This is a genomic window from Streptomyces cahuitamycinicus, from assembly GCF_002891435.1.
GTDB lineage: Bacteria > Actinomycetota > Actinomycetes > Streptomycetales > Streptomycetaceae > Streptomyces > Streptomyces cahuitamycinicus.
On record NZ_POUC01000148.1, the window covers coordinates 1 to 17,784 of the forward strand.

17 protein-coding genes, 1 tRNA gene and 1 pseudogene are annotated in these 17,784 nt (G+C 71.9%); 12 read left to right on the forward strand and 7 right to left on the reverse strand.

Annotation, left to right across the window (positions count from 1 at the left end):
* The 6 genes from C1J00_RS20605 to C1J00_RS20630 form a co-directional block, all read left to right on the forward strand.
* Positions 1-543 (forward strand): HNH endonuclease family protein (locus C1J00_RS20605; protein WP_102910540.1); only part of this gene is annotated, 543 nt, incomplete at its 5' end.
* A gap of 77 nt (positions 544-620) precedes the next feature.
* Entirely contained in the window at positions 621-2,258 is a 1,638-nt protein-coding gene (locus tag C1J00_RS20610) for an alkaline phosphatase D family protein (protein WP_102910541.1), read from the forward strand.
* 298 nt (positions 2,259-2,556) lie between these two features.
* Complete coding sequence (locus tag C1J00_RS20615) at positions 2,557-4,566, forward strand: FAD/NAD(P)-binding protein (protein WP_102910553.1); 2,010 nt, start codon at positions 2,557-2,559, stop codon at positions 4,564-4,566.
* Between the two features lie 85 nt (positions 4,567-4,651).
* A complete protein-coding gene (locus C1J00_RS20620) occupies positions 4,652-5,104 on the forward strand; it encodes a DoxX family protein (RefSeq protein ID WP_102910542.1) in 453 nt (150 codons plus the stop codon).
* A gap of 296 nt (positions 5,105-5,400) precedes the next feature.
* On the forward strand, positions 5,401-5,985 hold the full coding sequence (locus tag C1J00_RS20625) for a DedA family protein (protein ID WP_102910554.1): 585 nt from the start codon (positions 5,401-5,403) through the stop codon (positions 5,983-5,985).
* A gap of 127 nt (positions 5,986-6,112) precedes the next feature.
* Positions 6,113-7,399, forward strand: coding sequence for a phosphatase PAP2 family protein (locus tag C1J00_RS20630; protein ID WP_102910543.1), 1,287 nt, complete (start codon positions 6,113-6,115; stop codon positions 7,397-7,399).
* Positions 7,400-7,420: 21 nt separating this feature from the next.
* On the opposite strand, the gene C1J00_RS20635 is transcribed toward C1J00_RS20630, so the two are convergent.
* The gene (locus C1J00_RS20635) at positions 7,421-7,657 is read right to left on the reverse strand and encodes a DUF2277 domain-containing protein (protein WP_102910544.1); all 237 of its coding nucleotides are present in this window, start codon (positions 7,655-7,657) and stop codon (positions 7,421-7,423) included.
* 102 nt (positions 7,658-7,759) lie between these two features.
* Between C1J00_RS20635 and C1J00_RS20640 the strand changes: the two genes are divergently transcribed.
* A complete protein-coding gene (locus C1J00_RS20640) occupies positions 7,760-8,683 on the forward strand; it encodes a ketopantoate reductase family protein (protein ID WP_102910545.1) in 924 nt (307 codons plus the stop codon).
* 88 nt (positions 8,684-8,771) lie between these two features.
* Entirely contained in the window at positions 8,772-9,125 is a 354-nt protein-coding gene (locus C1J00_RS20645; RefSeq protein WP_102910546.1) for a DUF8825 domain-containing protein, read from the forward strand.
* 12 nt (positions 9,126-9,137) lie between these two features.
* On the opposite strand, the gene C1J00_RS20650 is transcribed toward C1J00_RS20645, so the two are convergent.
* From C1J00_RS20650 to C1J00_RS46890, 3 genes are all read right to left on the reverse strand, one after another.
* Positions 9,138-9,821: a DUF305 domain-containing protein gene (locus C1J00_RS20650; RefSeq protein WP_102910547.1), complete on the reverse strand. Its 684-nt coding sequence runs from the start codon at positions 9,819-9,821 to the stop codon at positions 9,138-9,140.
* Positions 9,822-9,917: 96 nt separating this feature from the next.
* Entirely contained in the window at positions 9,918-10,325 is a 408-nt protein-coding gene (locus C1J00_RS20655) for a DUF6153 family protein (RefSeq protein WP_245936422.1), read from the reverse strand.
* A gap of 167 nt (positions 10,326-10,492) precedes the next feature.
* Complete coding sequence (locus C1J00_RS46890) at positions 10,493-10,651, reverse strand: hypothetical protein (protein WP_245936426.1); 159 nt, start codon at positions 10,649-10,651, stop codon at positions 10,493-10,495.
* Here C1J00_RS46890 and tgmB point away from each other — a divergent pair.
* Both tgmB and tgmC read left to right on the forward strand, forming a co-directional pair.
* A pseudogene (gene tgmB / locus C1J00_RS20660) lies at positions 10,652-11,440 on the forward strand (ATP-grasp ribosomal peptide maturase); the annotation flags it as partial. It abuts the gene before it with no gap.
* Positions 11,437-12,558, forward strand: a complete 1,122-nt coding sequence (tgmC, locus tag C1J00_RS20665; protein WP_245936423.1) for an ATP-grasp peptide maturase system methyltransferase — start codon at positions 11,437-11,439, stop codon at positions 12,556-12,558. The pseudogene tgmB and the gene tgmC, both read left to right, overlap by 4 nt.
* 175 nt (positions 12,559-12,733) lie before the next feature.
* Here tgmC and C1J00_RS20670 read toward each other — a convergent pair.
* Positions 12,734-12,805 (reverse strand) — tRNA-Val (locus tag C1J00_RS20670).
* 210 nt (positions 12,806-13,015) lie between these two features.
* Here C1J00_RS20670 and C1J00_RS20675 point away from each other — a divergent pair.
* Together C1J00_RS20675 and C1J00_RS20680 are read left to right on the forward strand one after the other, a co-directional pair.
* Positions 13,016-13,789: a DUF4097 family beta strand repeat-containing protein gene (locus tag C1J00_RS20675; protein ID WP_102910550.1), complete on the forward strand. Its 774-nt coding sequence runs from the start codon at positions 13,016-13,018 to the stop codon at positions 13,787-13,789.
* 74 nt (positions 13,790-13,863) lie between these two features.
* The gene (locus C1J00_RS20680) at positions 13,864-15,264 is read left to right on the forward strand and encodes a coiled-coil domain-containing protein (RefSeq protein WP_102910551.1); all 1,401 of its coding nucleotides are present in this window, start codon (positions 13,864-13,866) and stop codon (positions 15,262-15,264) included.
* A gap of 19 nt (positions 15,265-15,283) precedes the next feature.
* Here the strand turns inward: C1J00_RS20680 and C1J00_RS20685 are convergent, their stop codons facing one another.
* Positions 15,284-16,438: an amidase domain-containing protein gene (locus C1J00_RS20685; protein ID WP_245936424.1), complete on the reverse strand. Its 1,155-nt coding sequence runs from the start codon at positions 16,436-16,438 to the stop codon at positions 15,284-15,286.
* A gap of 122 nt (positions 16,439-16,560) precedes the next feature.
* The coding region (locus C1J00_RS20690) for a polysaccharide deacetylase family protein (RefSeq protein WP_245936425.1) at positions 16,561-17,784 on the reverse strand (1,224 nt) is incomplete at its 5' end.

Below are 17,784 nucleotides of genomic sequence, written 5' to 3' on the forward strand. Positions count from 1 at the left end.
CTCCCCACCCCCGTGAGCGGCGCCACCGCCCGCTCCTACCTCGCCTCGCTCACCGTGGCGACCGAGGACCGCACCGGCTACGACCGCGACCTCTTCCCGCACTGGATCACCCAGTCCGGCTCCTGCAACACCCGCGAGGTCGTCCTCAAGCGCGACGGATCCGACGTCCAGCAGAACTCCTCCTGCGCCGCCACCAGCGGCAGCTGGTACTCCGTCTACGACGGCGCCACCTGGTCCGCCGCCTCCGACGTCGACATCGACCACCTCGTGCCGCTGGCCGAGGCCTGGGACTCCGGCGCCGACTCCTGGACGACGTCCCGCCGCCAGTCGTTCGCCAACGACCTCACCCGCCCGCAGCTCATCGCGGTCACCGACAACGTCAACCAGGCCAAGGGCGACCAGGACCCGGCCACCTGGATGCCCTCCCGGACGGCGTACCGCTGCACCTACGTCCGCGCCTGGGTCCAGGTGAAGTACTACTACGACCTCTCCGTCGACTCGGCCGAGAAGTCCGCGCTGCAGAACCACCTCGCGAGCTGCTGACACGCTGATCGGTGTCGGGACCTCCCCGCTGACCTCCGTCGTTCCGTACCGTACGGGGCGACGGAGAGGGGAACGACATGAGCGCACTGCGCCTCGGACCGCTGCTGAGATACACGGACGGCTCGTCCGCGACCGTGTGGGTCGAGACGAGCCGCCCGTGCACCGCCGAGGTGCGCTGCGCCGACGGCGCCGGCGGCACGGCCCACAGCTTCCAGATCGCGGGCCACCACTACGCGCTGGTCCCGGTGACCGGCCTCACGGCCGGTACGAGCACGTCGTACGAAGTGCTGCTCGACGGCGCCCGGGTGTGGCCGCTGCCCGGATCTCCCTTTCCGCCCTCGGCGATCCACGCGCCGGGTCCGGAGGGCCGCCTCGATGTCGCCTTCGGTTCCTGCCGCTGGGCCTCTCCCCCGGCGGGCGGCGACGACCCCGTGGGCCCGGACGCCCTGGACGCCCTCGCCACCCGCCTCGCGGCCGACCCCGAGGGTGAACGGCCGCATGTCCTGCTGCTGCTCGGCGACCAGGTGTACGCCGACGAGACCTCCGACGCCACGCAGCGCTGGCTGGCGGGCCGCCGCGACCTGAAGGAGGAGCCGGGCACCGGGGTGGCGGACTACGAGGAATACACCCACCTCTACTACGAGTCGTGGCTCGACCCGCGCATCCGCTGGCTGCTGTCCACCGTGCCCAGCTTCATGATCTTCGACGATCACGACGTCATCGACGACTGGAACACCTCCGCCGCCTGGCTCGCCGACATGCGCTCCACCGGCTGGTGGCGGGAGCGGCTGCTGAGCGGCCTGATGTCGTACTGGGTCCACCAGCACCTCGGAAACCTCTCCCTGGAGGAGCTGGCGGCCGACCCGGTGTACGAGGCGGTCCGCGAGACCCCCGACGGCACCGATGCGCTGCGCGCCTTCGCCGCCCGGGCCGACGCCGACGCGACCACGGCCCGCTGGAGCTACCGGCGCGACTTCGGGCGCGTACGCCTGGTGATGGTGGACAGCCGGGCCGCCCGGGTCCTCGCCGAGGAGGAACGCGCGATGCTCGACCCGGGCGAGGAGGCCTGGCTGCGCGAGCAGGTGCGGGACACGCCCGAGGCGTACGACCACCTGCTGATCGGCACCTCGCTGCCCTGGCTGCTGCCGCATCTCGTGCACGACGCCGAGGGATGGAACGCGGCGCTGTGCGGCGGTGAACGGGGTGCCCGGTGGGCGCGGTTCGGGGAGAAGGTGCGGCGCGCCGCCGACCTGGAGCACTGGTCGGCGTTCCCCGAGTCCTTCGCGGGGCTGGCGGAGCTGATCGCCGAGGCGGGCTCGGGGGACCACGCTCCTGCGACGGTGTGCGTGCTCTCCGGGGATGTGCACCACGCCTACATCGCCGAGCCCTCGTGGGCCGGGCGAAACCCGGACGCCCGGGTGGTGCAGCTGGTCTGCTCACCCGTGCACAACTCCGTGCCGCTGTCGATGCGGCTGGCGTTCCGCATCGGCTGGAGCGCGACGGCGCGGCGCCTCGGCCGCGGTCTCGCCCGGCACGGCCGTCTCCCGAAGCCGCCGGTCAGCTGGCGCAAGACGGGCGGTCCCTGGTTCGGCAACCAGCTCATGACCCTGACCCTGCGCGGCCGTTCGGCCCGGCTGCGACTGGAGCATGCCAAGACCCGCCAGGGCACGGGCCCCCGCCTGACGACGATCCTGGACTCCGAGCTCGCCCCGTAGCTCCCTGTTGCGCCTGCTTGTTGCCGCCGTGTCCCGCGATGCCCCGTGATGGCAGTGAGGCATCCCACAACGACCGTCGATCCTTCCCCACGAGTCCCGGTTACCGCTCCCGGCGACGGCATGATGAAGCGGACCGTCCGCTTCCTGCCCGGCGGACCGCCGACACGCGCCCCCCACGCCCGGGAGTTCACCCTTGTCCGCGTCGCCCGAGGAAACCGAGGAAATCAGGGAGCCCAGGGAAGCCAGGGAGCCAAGGGAACCCAGAGGAACCGGGGAAACCGGGGAAACCTGGGAAGCCATACCGGCCGGGGGTCCTGGACCGGCTCCGGGACGCGCGCGGGTCTCCGTCGCCCTGGTCGGCGCCGGGCCGCGCGGCACCAGCGTCCTGGAACGCCTGTGCGCCTCCGCCCCCGAACTCCTGCCGCCCGGTGCCCGGCTGACCGTCCACGTGATCGACCCGGACCCGCCCGGCCCCGGCCGCGTCTGGCGCACGGCCCAGCCGCCCGAGCTGCTGATGAACACCGTGGCCTGCCAGGTGACCCTGTTCACCGACGACAGCGTGGACTGCTCGGGCCCGATCCGCCCGGGTCCGAGCCTGCACACGTGGGCGAACGGCAGACTGGGCCCGGACGAGTACCCGACCCGGGCCGACTACGGCCGCTATCTGGAGTGGGTGTTCGCCGAGGTCGTACGGCAGGCGCCGTCGGCCGTACGGGTCGAGACGCACCGGGCGCGCGCGGTACGGCTCGACGACACACCCGGGGGCCGCCAGGCCCTGACCCTCGATGACGGCCGCACCCTGACCGGCCTGTCCGCGGTGGTGCTGGCCCAGGGGCACCTTCCGATGACCGCCGGACCGGACCTGCTGCGGCACGTGGCCCACGCCGCGCGGCACGGCCTGCGCCACGTTCCGCCCGGCAACCCGGCCGACGCCGACCTGTCCTCCGTACCTCCGGGTGAGCCCGTTCTGCTGCGCGGTCTCGGCCTCAACTTCTTCGATCACACCGCCCTGCTGACGACCGGCCGGGGCGGCCGTTTCGTACAGGGCGCCGGGGGTCTGCGCTATCTCCCCTCCGGCCGTGAGCCGCGGCTCTTCGCCGGTTCCCGGCGCGGCGTCCCGTACCAGGCGCGCGGCGACAACGCGAAGGGGCCGTACGGCCGGCACGTCCCGCTCGCCCTCACCCCGGAGGTGATCGCCGGATTCCGCAAGCGCGCGGACTCCGGAGAGGCACCCGACTTCCTCACGGAGATCTGGCCGCTGGTGGCGAAGGAGGTGGAGACGGTCTACTACGGCGCGCTGATCCGGCGGGGCGCGGCCTGCGCCGGGCGGGAGCGAGAGCTCGCCGGGCGGGAGCAGAAACCCACCGGGCCAGAGCGGGAGCTCGCCGGGCCAGAGCGGGAGTTCACCGGGCGGGAGCGGGAGTTCACCGACCGCTTCCTCGCCGTTCCGCACGGTGGCCCCCAGGAGGCGTCGCTGCTGGAGGAGTTCGGGGTGCCGCAGGGCGACCGCTGGTGCTGGGAGCGGATCTCCCGCCCGTACGCCGGGCGGGACTTCGCACACCCCGGCCGATGGCGCGCCTGGCTCCTGTCGTATCTGCGCGAGGACGCCGCCCAGGCCGCCCTGGGCAATGTGCACGGCCCGCTGAAGGCTGCCCTTGATGTGCTGCGTGACCTGCGCAACGAGCTCCGGCTGATCGTGGACCACGGCGGCCTCGCCGGCGCCTCCCGCCGGGACCACCTGGACCGCTGGTACACCCCTCTCAACGCGTTTCTGTCCATCGGCCCGCCGAGGCGCCGCATCGAGGAACTCGTGGCCCTCATGGAGGCGGGTGTGGTGGAGATACTGGGGCCACGGCTGCGGGTGACGGAGGCGGAGGGGGCCTGGGCCGTTCACTCCCCCGACGTGCCGGGATCGGCCGTCCGCGTGAGAACGCTCATAGAGGCGCGCCTGCCGGAACCGGATCTGCGGCACACCGCCGACGCCCTTCTGGCCGGTCTGCTGCGCAGCGGGCGGTGCCGGCCGCACACCGTCGACGGTTATGAGACAGGCGGGTTGGACGTCACATCACGCCCTTATCGCGTGATGGATCGTCAAGGAGTTGCACACACAACGCTGTTCGCGTTCGGGGTGCCGACAGAAGGCGTGCACTGGGTGACCGCCGCCGGTGCTCGCCCAGGGGTGGATTCGGTCACTCTTTCGGACGCCGATGCGGTGGCGAGAACCGTTCTACGTGCGGCTGGGCCCGAAACCGAGCCTCAGGGAGAGGCAGAGCAGTGGCCAAATGTTGAACTTGCAAGCATCAATTAGGCGCACTTAACGTGGGCTACTCCGCGGTATCCGTCCCCGACCGGCCTTCTCCCCAGGCCGGCCAACCGAAGGAGAGACCCCCCACATGACCGCTCGCCTCAACGGCGCACAACCGTACGCACTCGGACTGTTCCGGATCGTCATCGGCCTGCTCTTCGCCTGCCACGGCGCCGTCGCACTCTTCGGCGTCCTCGGAGGCGTGGACGGCAAGGGCGGCACCGCGGCAACCGGCGCCTGGCCGAACTGGTACGCGGCCGTCATCGAACTCGTCGGGGGCACCCTGGTGCTGCTTGGCCTCGGCACCCGCATCGCGGCGTTCATCTCCTCCGGCGCGATGGCGTACGCGTACTTCAAGGTCCACCAGCCCCAGGACCTGTGGCCGATCCAGAACAACGGCGAGGGCGCGGCCATGTACTGCTGGGCCATGTTCCTGCTGATCTTCACGGGCTCCGGCGCGTTCGGCCTGGACCGCCTGCTGACCAAGCGCACTTCGACGCAGGAGCAGCGCTCCGCGGGCCAGACCCCGGTGGCGGCCTGAGCCGCCCGTCCCTCCGTCCACCCAGCGGCGCCTTCCTCACCAGGGAGGCGCCGCCGCGTATGTCCGGCCCGGCATCGAGGCGATGGAGACGGCATTCGGAAATATGCTGACAATCCGGGGCGAGGCACGACGAGGTGAACACTCCGCACCGAACGTATGAGCCCCCCGTGAACCGCCCGTCACACCACAGGCGTACGCTCTATGGCTGTCATGGCCACTCCTGCCGTTTCCGCCCGCGCCATCGCGGCACGGTCTGGCCCACGGGGGAGTCACGGGGAGTCGCGGTGCCGGAGCACATGGGGTTGCTGATCGGCAGCCCATGGATCTACGCAGTGGTGGCCTTGTCCGTCCTGCTCGACGTGTTCCTGCCGGTGCTGCCCAGCGGCGTCCTGGTGATCACGGCGGCCACGGCGGCGGCAGCGGGCACGGCGGCCGACGTGCCCGACGTCCTCGCCCTGACCCTCTGCGCGGCCACCGCCTCCGTCCTGGGCGACCTGCTGGCCTACCGCCTCGCCTGGCGCGGTGGCGCCCGGCTGGACCGGGCGATGTCACGTTCCCGGCGGCTGACCACCGCCCAGGAACGCCTCGGCGCGGCCCTCGCGCGCGGCGGCGGCGCCCTCGTCGTCCTCGCCCGGTTCGCTCCCGCCGGCCGCTCGTTGGTCTCCCTCGGCGCGGGCGCCGCCCACCGCCGCGCCCGCGACTTCCTGCCCTGGTCGGCGCTGGCCGGTCTCACCTGGGCCGCGTACAGCGTCGCCCTCGGCTACTTCGGCGCCCACCTGCTGGGCGCGAGCTGGGTGGCCACGGCGGTGTCGGTGGGGGCGCTGTTCGGTGCCGGGGCGGGGGCGGCGTACCTGATGCGGCGCGAGCCGCGGGCGTCCTAGACCGGCTCCGACTCACCACCACGACCACCAAGACCTGGAAGCGGCTGAGACATTGACCACCACGGCGTCGCGGAAAGCCTCCCGAATACGACGGATCACCCTCGCCGCGAGGCGACGGCCCCGGGCGATGCTGTGGGCCGCCGCCGGAGTGATCACTCTCGGGTTCCTCGTCGCACTCCAGATCACCGCGCACCACCTCGGCATACCGGGGCCGATCACCACCCAGGCCCGCGAGGTGATCCACGCCCCGAAGTCCGGGTTCCTGCTGTACGCCAGCATGGCGCTGATGATGGTGGTGCTCACCTGGCGGCAACGGCTCATCGCCCTCGGCACCGCGGTCGGCATCGACCTCGTCTTCCTGCTGGTGCGGTGGGCGACCGGCACCTACCCCACCGAAGGGCACCCGTTCGGCAACGGCGCGCTGTGGGTGATCCTGGGCGTCGGGGTCTTCGCCCTCATCCGCCGCACCGGCCCGGAACGCGTCCTGATGCTGAAGGGCGTCGGGCTCGGCCTGCTGCTGGTGACCGGCCGCAAGACCGGTGACACGTGGCTGCTGATCACGTCGCAGACCCGCCCGGTCACACTCGACCCGTACGTCGCCATGGCCGATCACGCGTTGGGCAACCCGTCGTGGCCGGCGGGCCGGCTCCTCAGGGCGAGCGGCCCGGTCGGCGAGCACGCCCTCGACTACGTCTACGCCCAGCTCGCGGTGGCCGCCGTCTGTGTGGCGCTGTACCAACTGCGCAACGTGGCGGCCGAGCAGCGCTTCCCGCGCCACCACCTGGTGCGCACCTTCCTGCTGATCGGCCTGCTCGGACCGGCCATCTACATGATCTACCCCGTGGTCGGGCCGATCTTCGCCTACGGCCCCGAGGGCGGGCACTGGGCGGCGGCCGACCTGTGGCCGAACACCCTCCCGCCGATCGTCACCCCCTACGAGCTGCCGTTCGACGAGATCACCCCGCGCAACTGCATGCCCAGCCTGCACACCGCCTGGGCCACGACGATCTTCATCCACTCCCGCAAGGGACCGCGCGCCCTGCGCACCGCCGGCACGTTCTGGCTGATCGCCACGCTCGCCGCGACGCTGGGATTCGGCTGGCACTACGGCGTGGACCTCGTCGCCGGCGTGGTGTTCGCGTACACGGTCGAGGCGGCGCTGCGCACGTACGACCGAGGCTGGGACCGGGCGGGAGTCCGGCTCATCGGCTACGGGACGGCCGTCTTCGCGGTGCTGCTGGCGTCCTACCGCTTCGTGCCGCTGGAGATGGCCGCCCACCCGTGGGTGTCCGGCCCCCTCCTCCTGCTGGCGATGGCCTCGGTGGTCTACGGCTATCTGCGGACCACCAGGCTGTGGGAAGCGGAGGCCGCACCGGTGCCACACCCCGAACCGCAGCCGGAGCTGGCGGTCTGAGGCCCGGGGCGCTTCGCCGGGTCAGGCGGGGCTCGCCTTCCGGGCAGCGGCCCCGCGGACCTCCAGACCGTCCAGCAACTCGGCCGTGGCCTGCGCGACGGCCTCCACGGCGCGGTCGAACACCTCCTGGTTGTGAGCGGCGGGGGCGCGGAATCCCGAAACCTTCCGCACGTACTGCAAGGCGGCAGCGCGCACGTCGGCCTCGGTGGCCTCTTCGGGCATCGCGGGCGGACGCAGCGTCTTGATACTCCGGCACATGCCCCCAGTCTCACCCGTCCGGCCCTCCGGCGACAGCGGCGCCTGACATGATCACTCCGAGGCGGCCACCATCCCGGGGCCGACCGACGAGAGGAACTCCTCGTGGCGAACGAACTCACCGTGGCCGTTCTGGGCCCCGGCGGCGTGGGCGGTCTGCTCGCCGCCCTGCTCTCCCGCTCCGGCCACCGCGTGATCTGCCTGTCCGGCGAGCGGACCGCCGAGACCCTACGCACCGGCGGCATCCAGGTCCGCAGCGCCCTCTTCGGCGATTTCACGGCCCGTGTCGAGGCGGACACCGAGCTGCGGGAGCCGGTCGACGCGTGCCTGGTCACCGTCAAGGCCACCGCCCTGGAAGCCGCGTCGGCGCGGATTCCCGTCCCCATGCCGGCCGACGGCCTGCTCGTGCCGTTCCTGAACGGTGTCGAGCACCCGGCGGCCCTGCGCGCCCGCTACCGGCCCGACCGCGTGGCCCCCGCCGTGATCCGGGTCGAGTCCACCCGGGTCGCCCCGGGCGTCATCGAACACGGCAGCCCCTTCGCGGAGATCGACCTGACCGGCACGGACGTGCCCCGGCCGCGCCTCGACGCCCTCGCCGAGGCCTTCGCCACGGCCGGCCCGGCCACGCGGGTCCTCGAGGACGAGACGGCGGCCCTGTGGGCGAAGATGTCGTTCCTGGCGCCGTTCGCCCTGCTGACCACGCGCTACGCCCTTCCTCTCGGTGACATCCGCACCCGCCACCGCGACGAGCTGACCGCCCTGGTGGCGGAGACCGCCGCGATCAGCCATGCGTGCGGCGGCCCGGCGGACCCCGCCCAGGCCCTGGCCCGCTACGACGCCTTCCCGGCGGCGATGAAGTCGTCGATGCAGCGCGACGCCGAAGCCGGCCGGCCCCTCGAACTGGACGCCATCGGCGGCGCGTTGCTCCGCGCGGCCGAGCGCCACGGGGTTCCGGCCCCGGTCGCGGCCCGGGTGGTGCGCGAGGTGCGCGAGGCGGCGGACCGGCCCGGGAGCACGGCCCGACGCTGACACGGCGCCGTCACTGCCGGCACACCCGTTCGCATGAACCGCAGGAAGGAACTCGCCCGGCCAATTCGAACAGGCGTATCATTGTGTCGTGGCTACGACCTATGACTTTCCGAGCGACCTCCTGGCCGGTCAGGAGGAACTCCATCAGGTCCGGGCCGAGCTGTCGGCCCTGCTGAAGCGGCTTCCCTGGTCGGTGGAGCCGCTGGACGGCTTCAGCGACGACAACGGCTGGCGCAAGGTGGAACGCCCGGCCTCGCCCGGCTGGAGCGCCGACGAACAGGCCGAAGTCGAGAAACTCCGGCAGCGGGAGCACGAACTCGCGGTGTTCGTCAGCACCCACCGCTACTGGTCGGAGCTCGTCGGCCCCGAGCGGGTGGCGGCCCGCTCGGAGCTGAAGCACGCGCACGGGGTTCCGCCGGAGGAGACCGGCGGAACCCCGTGACGCCCGACGGGATCAGCTCTTGTCGTCCAGCATCCCGTTCATCTCACGGATCTCGGCCTGCTGGGCGGTGACGATGCGGCCCGCCATGGCCTTGGCGGGGCCGTAGCCGCCCTTGCTCTGCTCGGTCCGGGCCATCTCGACGGCCCCCTCGTGGTGCTCGACCATCAGCGTCAGGAACTGGCGGTCGAAGGCCCTGCCCGTCAGCTTCGCCAGCGCGGCCATGTCCTCGTCGCCCATCATCCCGGGCATACCGGAATGGCCCGCCGCGGAGTGGTCCATGCCGCTGCCCGCCGCCCGGGGCACGTCCTCGCCCCAGGTCTTCAGCCAGCCGGTCATGGTCCGGATCTCCGGGTCCTGCGCCTTCTCGATCCGCCCGGCGAGGTCCTTGACCGCCCCGGAGGAGGCCCGGTCACCGGCCAGCCGCGCCATCTCCAGCGCCTGCCGGTGATGCGGGATCATGCCCTGCGCGAAGGTGACGTCCTGGGGGTTGTGGGCACCGGTGGCCGACGGGGTTCCGGTGACCGACGGGGTTCCGGTGACCGACGGGGTTCCGGTGGGGCCGTGGCTCCCGGCGTCGCCGTGGCCGGCTGCCGGTTCGGCACCGTCACCGCCACAGGCGGCGAGGACGACCGCCGCGGCACCCGCCGCCACCGCCAGGGCAGCCCGGCGCGCCAGACTACGAACGCTGTTGCTCATGCGTGAACTCCTGCTTCTGCAAGGAACTGAGGATGTGGGACACGACGGAGCACCACGCCGTCACCGGTCGGTGCCGGTCGGCGTGATGTGAGGTGTCTAGATCCGCAGAAGCTGGAGTTCGGCCAGGGAAGGCGGGGCCCGGGCACCATCCGTATCCGCGACCGCGTACGCCCGTACGGCGCTCTCCCCCACGGCCACGGGGACCGGGTCGGGAACCAGCGGAGGCAGCACCGGACCCCCGCCCACGGCACCGGACGCGCAGGTCGCGTCGGCATGCCGGACATGCCCGCCGCCGCAGTGCAGATAGGGCATGCCGTGCGTCGATGACGCGGAGGCCGGGGCCGTTTGGGCCTGGTGCCCCTGCATCACATGCGCCCGCGGAGACAGACCACCCCCGGGCGCCAGCCCGTGCATCCCCAGCAACCCAGCCAACAGCCCCAGCACGCACAGCACATGCCACCGCCGCACGACGGTTCGCAGAGCACGCTGGGCGGGGCTGTTCACGTGCCCATCGTAGAGAAGAGCCCGGAGCCGGCATCACCCCGGGGCGGACGCGCGTACGACTCACCGCCGGATGTGCGACCGGCTGGGTCCCATCAGGCCAATGTCCTTGAGCACGTTGCCCCTCTCGCCTTCAGGCGGGAGGGGTGGTTTCGTCGCGTCGTCCAGGGTCAGCAGGCATGGACCTGTCGCCGAACGCCGGCGAGCGCGTTGTCCCAGGGGTACGCCTGCGGGTTGCCCTGCTTCGGAGGGTGCGACTCGTACCCGTCCGGGCCGTCGAGGACCAGGACGCCCTGCTCGCGCAGGACGGCGATCGACCGTGCGAGCACGGCCTCCGGGGTCGTCTCCTCACGCCCTCCCGCACTGCGGACCTGACGAACGTGCGCGCCCTGTACTACCGGCGTCCGTCCGGCTTCGCGTTCCCGCACCTCGACGAGCAGGACGCCCGGTTCGCCATCACCCAGGCCCGTTACGGGCTCGGCGGAGTCCTGGCTTCGCTGCCCGGCTGCCGGTACGTGAACCACCCGCACCGCATCGGGGACGCGGAGTTCAAACCGGCCGGGCTGGCCACGGCAGCGGAGGCCGGGTTCCTGGTACCGCCCACGCTCATCACCTCCAGCTCCGGCGCGGCCCGGGCCTTCATCAAGGCGCACGGCTCGGTCATCTACAAGCCGCTGTACAACCCTGTGTACCGCGTCGACGGCGTCTCGTCCGTGGTCAAGGTCGCCGAGGTGACCGAGGCGGACATCGACGACCAAGTGAGCGGCACCGCACACCTCTTCCAGCAGCGCGTCCCCAAGGTCGCCGACGTCCGCGTGACCGTCATCGGCGACGAAGTGTTCTGCGTCCGCATCGACTCCGGCCTCCTCGACTGGCGCACCGACTACAGCCGACTGACCTACACCCCCGTCCAAGCGCCGCCCGGCATCCGGCCGGCGCTCCACCGCTACATGAACCACTTCAGGCTGGTCTTCGGGGCGTTCGACTTCGCCGTCGGCGAGGACGGCCGATGGTGGTTCCTGGAGTGCAACCCCTCCGGCCAGTGGCACTGGCTGGAGGACGAGACCGGCCTGCCCATGTGCGCAGCCCTCGCAGACCTCTTGGAGAGGACACCGTGACCGACCAGGCACAGCTGCACCAGCAGCTCATCGGCAGGATGGTGATCGGCGGCAGCCTGCGCACCGAGCCGTGGAGGCGCGCCGCCGCGGCCGTTCCCCGGCACGAGTTCCTGCGCGACGGGTACTTCCGGCGCGTGGCCGGGCCGCAGTTCCACTCGGCGTGGGAGCCGGTGCGGGAAGGCGACTCGTACTGGTTCGAAGGCTGCTACGCAGACGTGAGCCTGGTGACCCAGATCGCGGGCACGATCGTCCCGGAAGACATCCGCGGCACGATCACGCGCGAGCCCACCAGCTCCAGCACCCTGCCCTCCCTCGTGCTGCGCATGCTGGAGGACCTCCAGGTCGAGGACGGCCACAAGGTGCTGGAGATCGGCACCGGCACCGGCTACTCGACCGCCGTCCTCTGCGCCCGCCTCGGCGCCGAGAACGTCACATCGATCGAGTGCGACCCGTGGGTAGCCTCGCGGGCCCGGGCTGCCCTCGGCCACCTCGGCACGTATCCGACGCTCGTCACCGGCGACGGTCTCCGCGGCCACGGCGCGGGCGCTCCCTACGACAGGGTCATCGCCACCTGTGGCGTACGGACAGTGCCTCAGTCGTGGATCGAGCAGACCCGGCCGGGCGGCCTGATTCTGGCGACCCTCTGCGGATGGCTCGGCTCGTCGGAACTCGCGCGCCTGACGGTCCATGAGGACGGCACCGCGTCCGGGCCGCTGCTGGGCGGCGCCGTGTCCTTCATGCTCGCCCGCCCGCACACGCCTCCGCCGCTCGGCCTGCTCCCCGACCTCGACGACGGCAAGGAACGCGAGACCACCATCGACACCGACGTGCTGGAGAACTGGGCCTCCCGGTTCGTGGTGCAGCTCGCCGTGCCGGATGCCCAGCGGCTGACGATGCGGCGCGAGGGGCGGACCGAGGACGTCCTGGTCGACGTCGCCACCGGCTCGTGGGCCGCGGTGTACTCGGAGGACGGACGCCGGCTCGTCCGGCAGGGTGGCCCGGAGCTCCTGTGGGACGCCGTGGAGGAGCAGTTCGGCAGCTGGTGCGCGGCCGGCGCACCGACGCTGGAAGAGTTCACCGTCACCGTCACCGCGCAGGGGCAGACGATCCGCTGGTAGCCGGAGCCGTCGGGCGTGGTGCCGACCGGGGCGGAGCGGGTGGGCCGTCAGTGAGCAGCGGTGGCCCGCCGCGACGCGTCCGCGCCCACAGCGCCGCCCACGGGCCGGTCCTCCCGATCACAGGAAAGGCCCCCCAGGAACTCCTGGGAGGCCTCTCACCTGCTACTCGGCGCTGTGGGCGCGGACGGTTTCGAACCGCCGACATCCTGCTTGTAAGGCAGGCGCTCTACCCCTGAGCTACGCACCCGGCTCCCGGGCATGAGCCCAGGACGAATCGACAGCCTACATGGCCCGGGGCACGGTCCCGCAAACCCGTATCCCGGGAGCGTCCGGGCCCCGCACCTGGGGCTAACCCCACCTTCGATCCGGGAGTGGCCCGGATCCCCCGGCGGGCCCCGGATCCATACGGTCGTAGAGCGCACCGGAGCGCCCGTCGTCCGTCCAGGGGGAGATCGTCATGACCAGTCGCACCGCCACCGCCCGCGCCGCCGCCCTCGCCGGTGCCGTCGTCGTGCTCGTCGCCGGTCTCAGTGCCTGCGGGGCGTCCGCGGGGGACGACACGGACCCCGACCACCGGTCCTTCGGCCTCCAGGGCCGCACTCTCACGGTCGACTCCGACGACTCGGCCCTGGAGATCGTCAGCTCGGACGACGAACCGGCGGGCAAGATCGAGGTCACCCGGTGGTTCCAGGGCTCGGTCGTCGTCGGCAAGGAGCCGAAGACCACCTGGGCCATGAGCGACGACCGCCTGGTGCTGCGGCTGAAGTGCTCCGGCATCGTCGTCGACTGCTCGGCCAAGCACCGCATCGAGGTCCCCCGCGGCATCACCGTGAAGGTCCAGGACGGCGACGGCGCGGTCCATGCCTGGGGCTTCCGGGACCCCCTGAACATCCGCACCGGCGACGGATCCGTCCGCGTCACCGACACCACCGGTCCCGTGGAGGTGCGCACCGGCGACGGGTCCATCCGCGCGAACGTCTCCTCCCGCGACGTCCGCACCCGGACCGGCGACGGTTCGGTCCGCCTCGAACTCGGTGCCGTGCCGGATCGTGTCGAGTCCCGCAGCAGCGACGGCTCCGTGACCATCGCACTGCCCCGGGCCACGTACCGCGTGACCACCGAGACCGGTGACGGCGGCGTCGACGTGTCCGTGCCCCGCGACGAGAGCAGCTCCCACCGCGTGTCCGCCCACACCGGTGACGGCAGCGTGACGGTGCGAACACTGAACTGAACGGCCCGTGTGTTCGTCCTCTACCGGTGGGAGAATGACACCGGGCAGGGTGGACCACAGCACGGGAGAGGGATGTGACGGCGACACCAGGACAGCCGGACTCGCCGTCGGTGCCGCGCGCACATCGCCCGGGCCGCCGCACCCCCCGCGCCCCCGGGCCGCTCCACGACACGCTCGCCCTGGTCGGGCTGCCGCTGCTGGCCGCGCTGGCCCTGCCCGCCGCCTTCGCGGGCGGGGGCACCCGGCGCTGGTTCGGCGGCCGGGCCGAGAACCAGCGGGCCGAGGCCCAGGCCGCGAAGGACGCCGCCGCGGCGGCCTTCTACGAGCTCGACACGGCCCAGCGCGACCTGCGCATCTCGATCGAGACGATCACCGCCGTCGACGACTCCCCCGCCGCCCGGCGGGCCGTAGCCGATTTCGACGCCCTGGGCCGGCGGATCGACGAGGCCAGCCACCGGTACATCAACGCCGTCGACGCCCACGATCTCGACCGCGACGACCTGGAGGCCTCCGCCGCGTCCCGGGCCCGCGGCGAGCTGACCGCCGCCAAGGAGGAGCTCGGCCGGGTCAAGCAGGAGCTCGACCGGTTCACCGACGGCCTCGGCCCCCTCCTCGGCAAGGCCGAGACCCAGCTGGCCCGCCTCGCCCCCGCGGTCGAACGGGCCCGCCAGGCCCTGCTCGCCGCCTCCAACGCGCTGGACGCCGTACGCGCCTCGGGTCTTCGGGCGGACGACCTCGCCGCCCGGCTGGCCGCGCTCTCCCCGGAGCTGACCAAGCTGAACCAGGGTGCCGGGCAGCACGGCGTGCCGCAGACACTGGAGCGGGCCGAGCGGGTCACGCGCGAGGCCGAGGCGGTCCGTGTGGAGGCCGAGCGGCTTCCGGACCGCGCCGCCGAGATCGACCACCGGCTCGTCTCCCTGCGCACCCGCGCCCAGGCCCTCACCACCCGCTCCGAGCAGGTGGAGCCGACCCTGAGCGAGCTCCGGCGCCGCTTCACCGCGGCCTGCTGGCAGGACCTTCAGCACGTCCCCGACGCCGCCGCCGAGAACGTCCGCCAGGCCGAGACCAGACTGGCCGAGGCCCGCACCGCCCGCGGCGAACAGCGCTGGGCCGACGCGACGGCCCTGCTGTCGACCGTGCGGGCCCTGCTGAACAACACCGACGAGGCCGTGTCGGCCGCCGGGGACCGCCTGCACCGCCTGAACGCCGTGCAGAAGGATCCCCAGCAGGAGATCGACCGCACCCGTTTCGCCATCCGCGACGCCCAGCGCCTCGCCATGGCCGGCCGCAACACCCCCGACCCGCGCCACGCCCGCCCCCTGGACGACGCCGTGGCGCGCCTGGACCGCGCCATCGCCGGTCTCGAAGGCCGCCACCCGGACTACTGGCACTTCCTCATGGAGACGGAAGCGGTCCGCCGGGCCGTGGCCCACGTCGTCTCCGGGATCCGCGAGGAGCGGGGGGCCGGACACTGAGCCCGGCCCCCGTCCGGTCTCAGGTGCGGTAGGCGTAGTAGTACGCGTTCGGGTACGACGCGACGAGGCTCGCCACCGACCTGCGGAGGGTGTTGTTGGAGTGGTAGGTCACGTACGGCACCCCACCGCTCTTGGTCGTGACGATCATCGTGTGGTCCTTGGACCCGTCCTTGTCGAAGTCCACTTGGAGGACGTCGCCGACCTCGAGCTGGAAGACGTTGGCGAGCGGCTTGGTCCGCTTGGAGTTCTGGGCGAACCAGGACCACTCGTTGACGCCGATGAACGAGTGCGACTGGATGTCGGCGTTGCCGAACCACCTGGTGTAGTCGTACACGTAGCCGGGGACGTGCTTCCAGCCGCCCGCCTTCAGGGACTGGCTGACGAAGTTGGTGCAGTCGCCGCCGGCGCCGCGGCCGCTGAAGTCCGGGTAGTCCTTGTTGTAGGCGTTCCAGTGCTTCTCGGCGTAGGCCGCCATGGCCTTGTAGTCGTACGTCGTGCCGGTCTTCGGGGCGGCGGCCGGGTTGCGGGTGGTCGCCGCGCGCGGGGCGTTCGGCATGGTGTCGGCGGTGGTGGCCGCCTTGACGGGGGCCGGCTTGGAGAGGGTGTTCACCGCGAGACCGCCCTGGTCGGTGTCGCGGATGCCCGTCAGCCGCCAGTCGCCGCGCCGGTCGGCCTTGAAGGTCAGCTCGTGCCGGGCCTGGAATCCGGTGGTCTTCGGCGCGTCGCCCCGGGTGCGGGCGTAGGTGAGGGTCGTGGTCTCGGTGACCTCCGCCTTGGCCGTACGGCCCGTGACCCGCGTGGCGTTCAGGGTGACGGTGGTGGCGGCGCCGCGGTACGTCTCGCCGGCCTTGGCCAGCTTCTTCTTGCGCTGCGCCAGCGCGGACCGGGTGGCGTCCTCGGCGCGGGCCGTGCCGGAGGACAGCGCGACGTCGCCGGAGAAGCCGTCGGTCAGCGGCTTGTCCGCGTCGGCCTGCCCGCCGTCTACCAGGGCGTTGGTGCGGTCGGTGAAGACGGCGTCCGCCAGCCGCTGGAAGGTGGCCCTGGTGCGCGCGTCCACCGTCGGATCGTCGCTGACCGCCGCGCCCGCGCTCCAGTTGGGCAGCAGGGCGACTCCGGCGACGACCGAGGTCGCCGCGGCGCCGACTATCGTGAGGCGGCGCCGCGTCCCGCTCAATTTCCTTGATTTCACTGGTGTTTCCCCTCTTGCCCCGGCCAAAGGGTTACCGGGGTAGGAGATTTTTGCACGGAATGTGTGGCTCCTGTGAAGGGTGTTGCATCTGTTACTTCCGAACCTGGTCAGTGCACGACCGTCGACCAGTCGGGTGACTGCGCCGGGTCCAGGCCCCGGAGCCGCTGCAGGGTTCCGGGCTTCTGCACGTCGAGCCAGTCGGCCAGCTCCCTGAAGGACACGCACTTGACGTCCTTCTTCGTGCACATGGCCTTGAAGACCCGGTCGACGGCCCGCATGTAGATGCCGCCGTTCCAGTCCTCGAAGTGGTTCCCGATGAACAGCGGGGCGCGGCTGCCGTAGTACACGCGGTTGAAGCCGGACATGTAGGAGGCGACGGTCTGCTCTTCCCACTGGGGGTAGTTCGCCGGGTCGCCCTCGGTCTCACCCTCGGACTGGTTGTAGAGGAAGTTGAAGTCCATCGACAGGCCCTGGTACTTGCCGCCCTCGTAAGGGAGCATCTGCAGCGGGAAATCCCATATGCCGTTCTTCTTGCGGGGCCATATCTGGAAGTCGCCCGCGGAGCTGGCGTCGTAGCGCCACTTGTAGTCCTTGGCGGCCTTCAGCAGGTTCTCCTGGCCCTCGAGGCAGGGCGCCCGGCCGCCGGTGACCTCCTTCCGGAAGTCGAACGGCAGCGGGTCGGCGTCCCGGAAGCCCGTGTTGGTCTTCCACTTCTCGGCGAAGTCGTAGAACTGGTCGATCTCGCTCTTCCACTCCGCCACGCTCCAGTCGCCGCCGCCCTCCTTGCCGCAGAAGTGGCCGTTGAAGTGGGTGCCGATCTCGCTCCCGCCCTGCCAGGCCTTGCCGAGCTGCTCCAGCGTGGTGCGGATGTGCTCGTCGGTGGCGAAGCTGATCGCCGCCGAGCCCTTGGAGTGCTGGGGCGGGGAGTAGAGGTCCTTCTTGCTCTTGGGCAGGAGGTAGATGCCCGTGAGGAAGAAGGTCATGTGGGCGTCGTACTCCTCGGCCAGCTCCCGGTAGTGCGCGAAGAGCCCGTCGTCGCCCTGCAGCGCGCCGTCCCAGGAGAAGACGACGAACTGGGGCGGCTTCTCGCCCGGTTTGAGGGGCACCGGCTTCAACTGGCCTTTTGGAGGGCCGGTGTAGGAGGTGGAGCCGTCACCGAGGATCTTCGTCCTGCCGTCCCACTCGGGTTCCGGGTCCGGCTTCGCGGCGGGCTTCTCGCGGGCCCCGGAGGAGGCGGTCGGGGTGGCGGTGTCCGAGCCGGTCAGGAGCAGATAGCCCGCGACCAGGGACGCGACGACGAGGAGGGCCGCCAGGGTCAGCATCCCCGGGGG

Coding starts and splice junctions, on each gene's coding strand:
- C1J00_RS20610 (WP_102910541.1), top strand. CDS start 621: ATGAGCGCACTGCGCCTCGGACCGCTGCTGAGATACACGGACGGCTCG.
- C1J00_RS20620 (WP_102910542.1), top strand. CDS start 4,652: ATGACCGCTCGCCTCAACGGCGCACAACCGTACGCACTCGGACTGTTC.
- C1J00_RS20625 (WP_102910554.1), top strand. CDS start 5,401: ATGGGGTTGCTGATCGGCAGCCCATGGATCTACGCAGTGGTGGCCTTG.
- C1J00_RS20630 (WP_102910543.1), top strand. CDS start 6,113: ATGCTGTGGGCCGCCGCCGGAGTGATCACTCTCGGGTTCCTCGTCGCA.
- C1J00_RS20635 (WP_102910544.1), bottom strand. CDS start 7,657: ATGTGCCGGAGTATCAAGACGCTGCGTCCGCCCGCGATGCCCGAAGAG.
- C1J00_RS20650 (WP_102910547.1), bottom strand. CDS start 9,821: ATGAGCAACAGCGTTCGTAGTCTGGCGCGCCGGGCTGCCCTGGCGGTG.
- C1J00_RS20675 (WP_102910550.1), top strand. CDS start 13,016: ATGACCAGTCGCACCGCCACCGCCCGCGCCGCCGCCCTCGCCGGTGCC.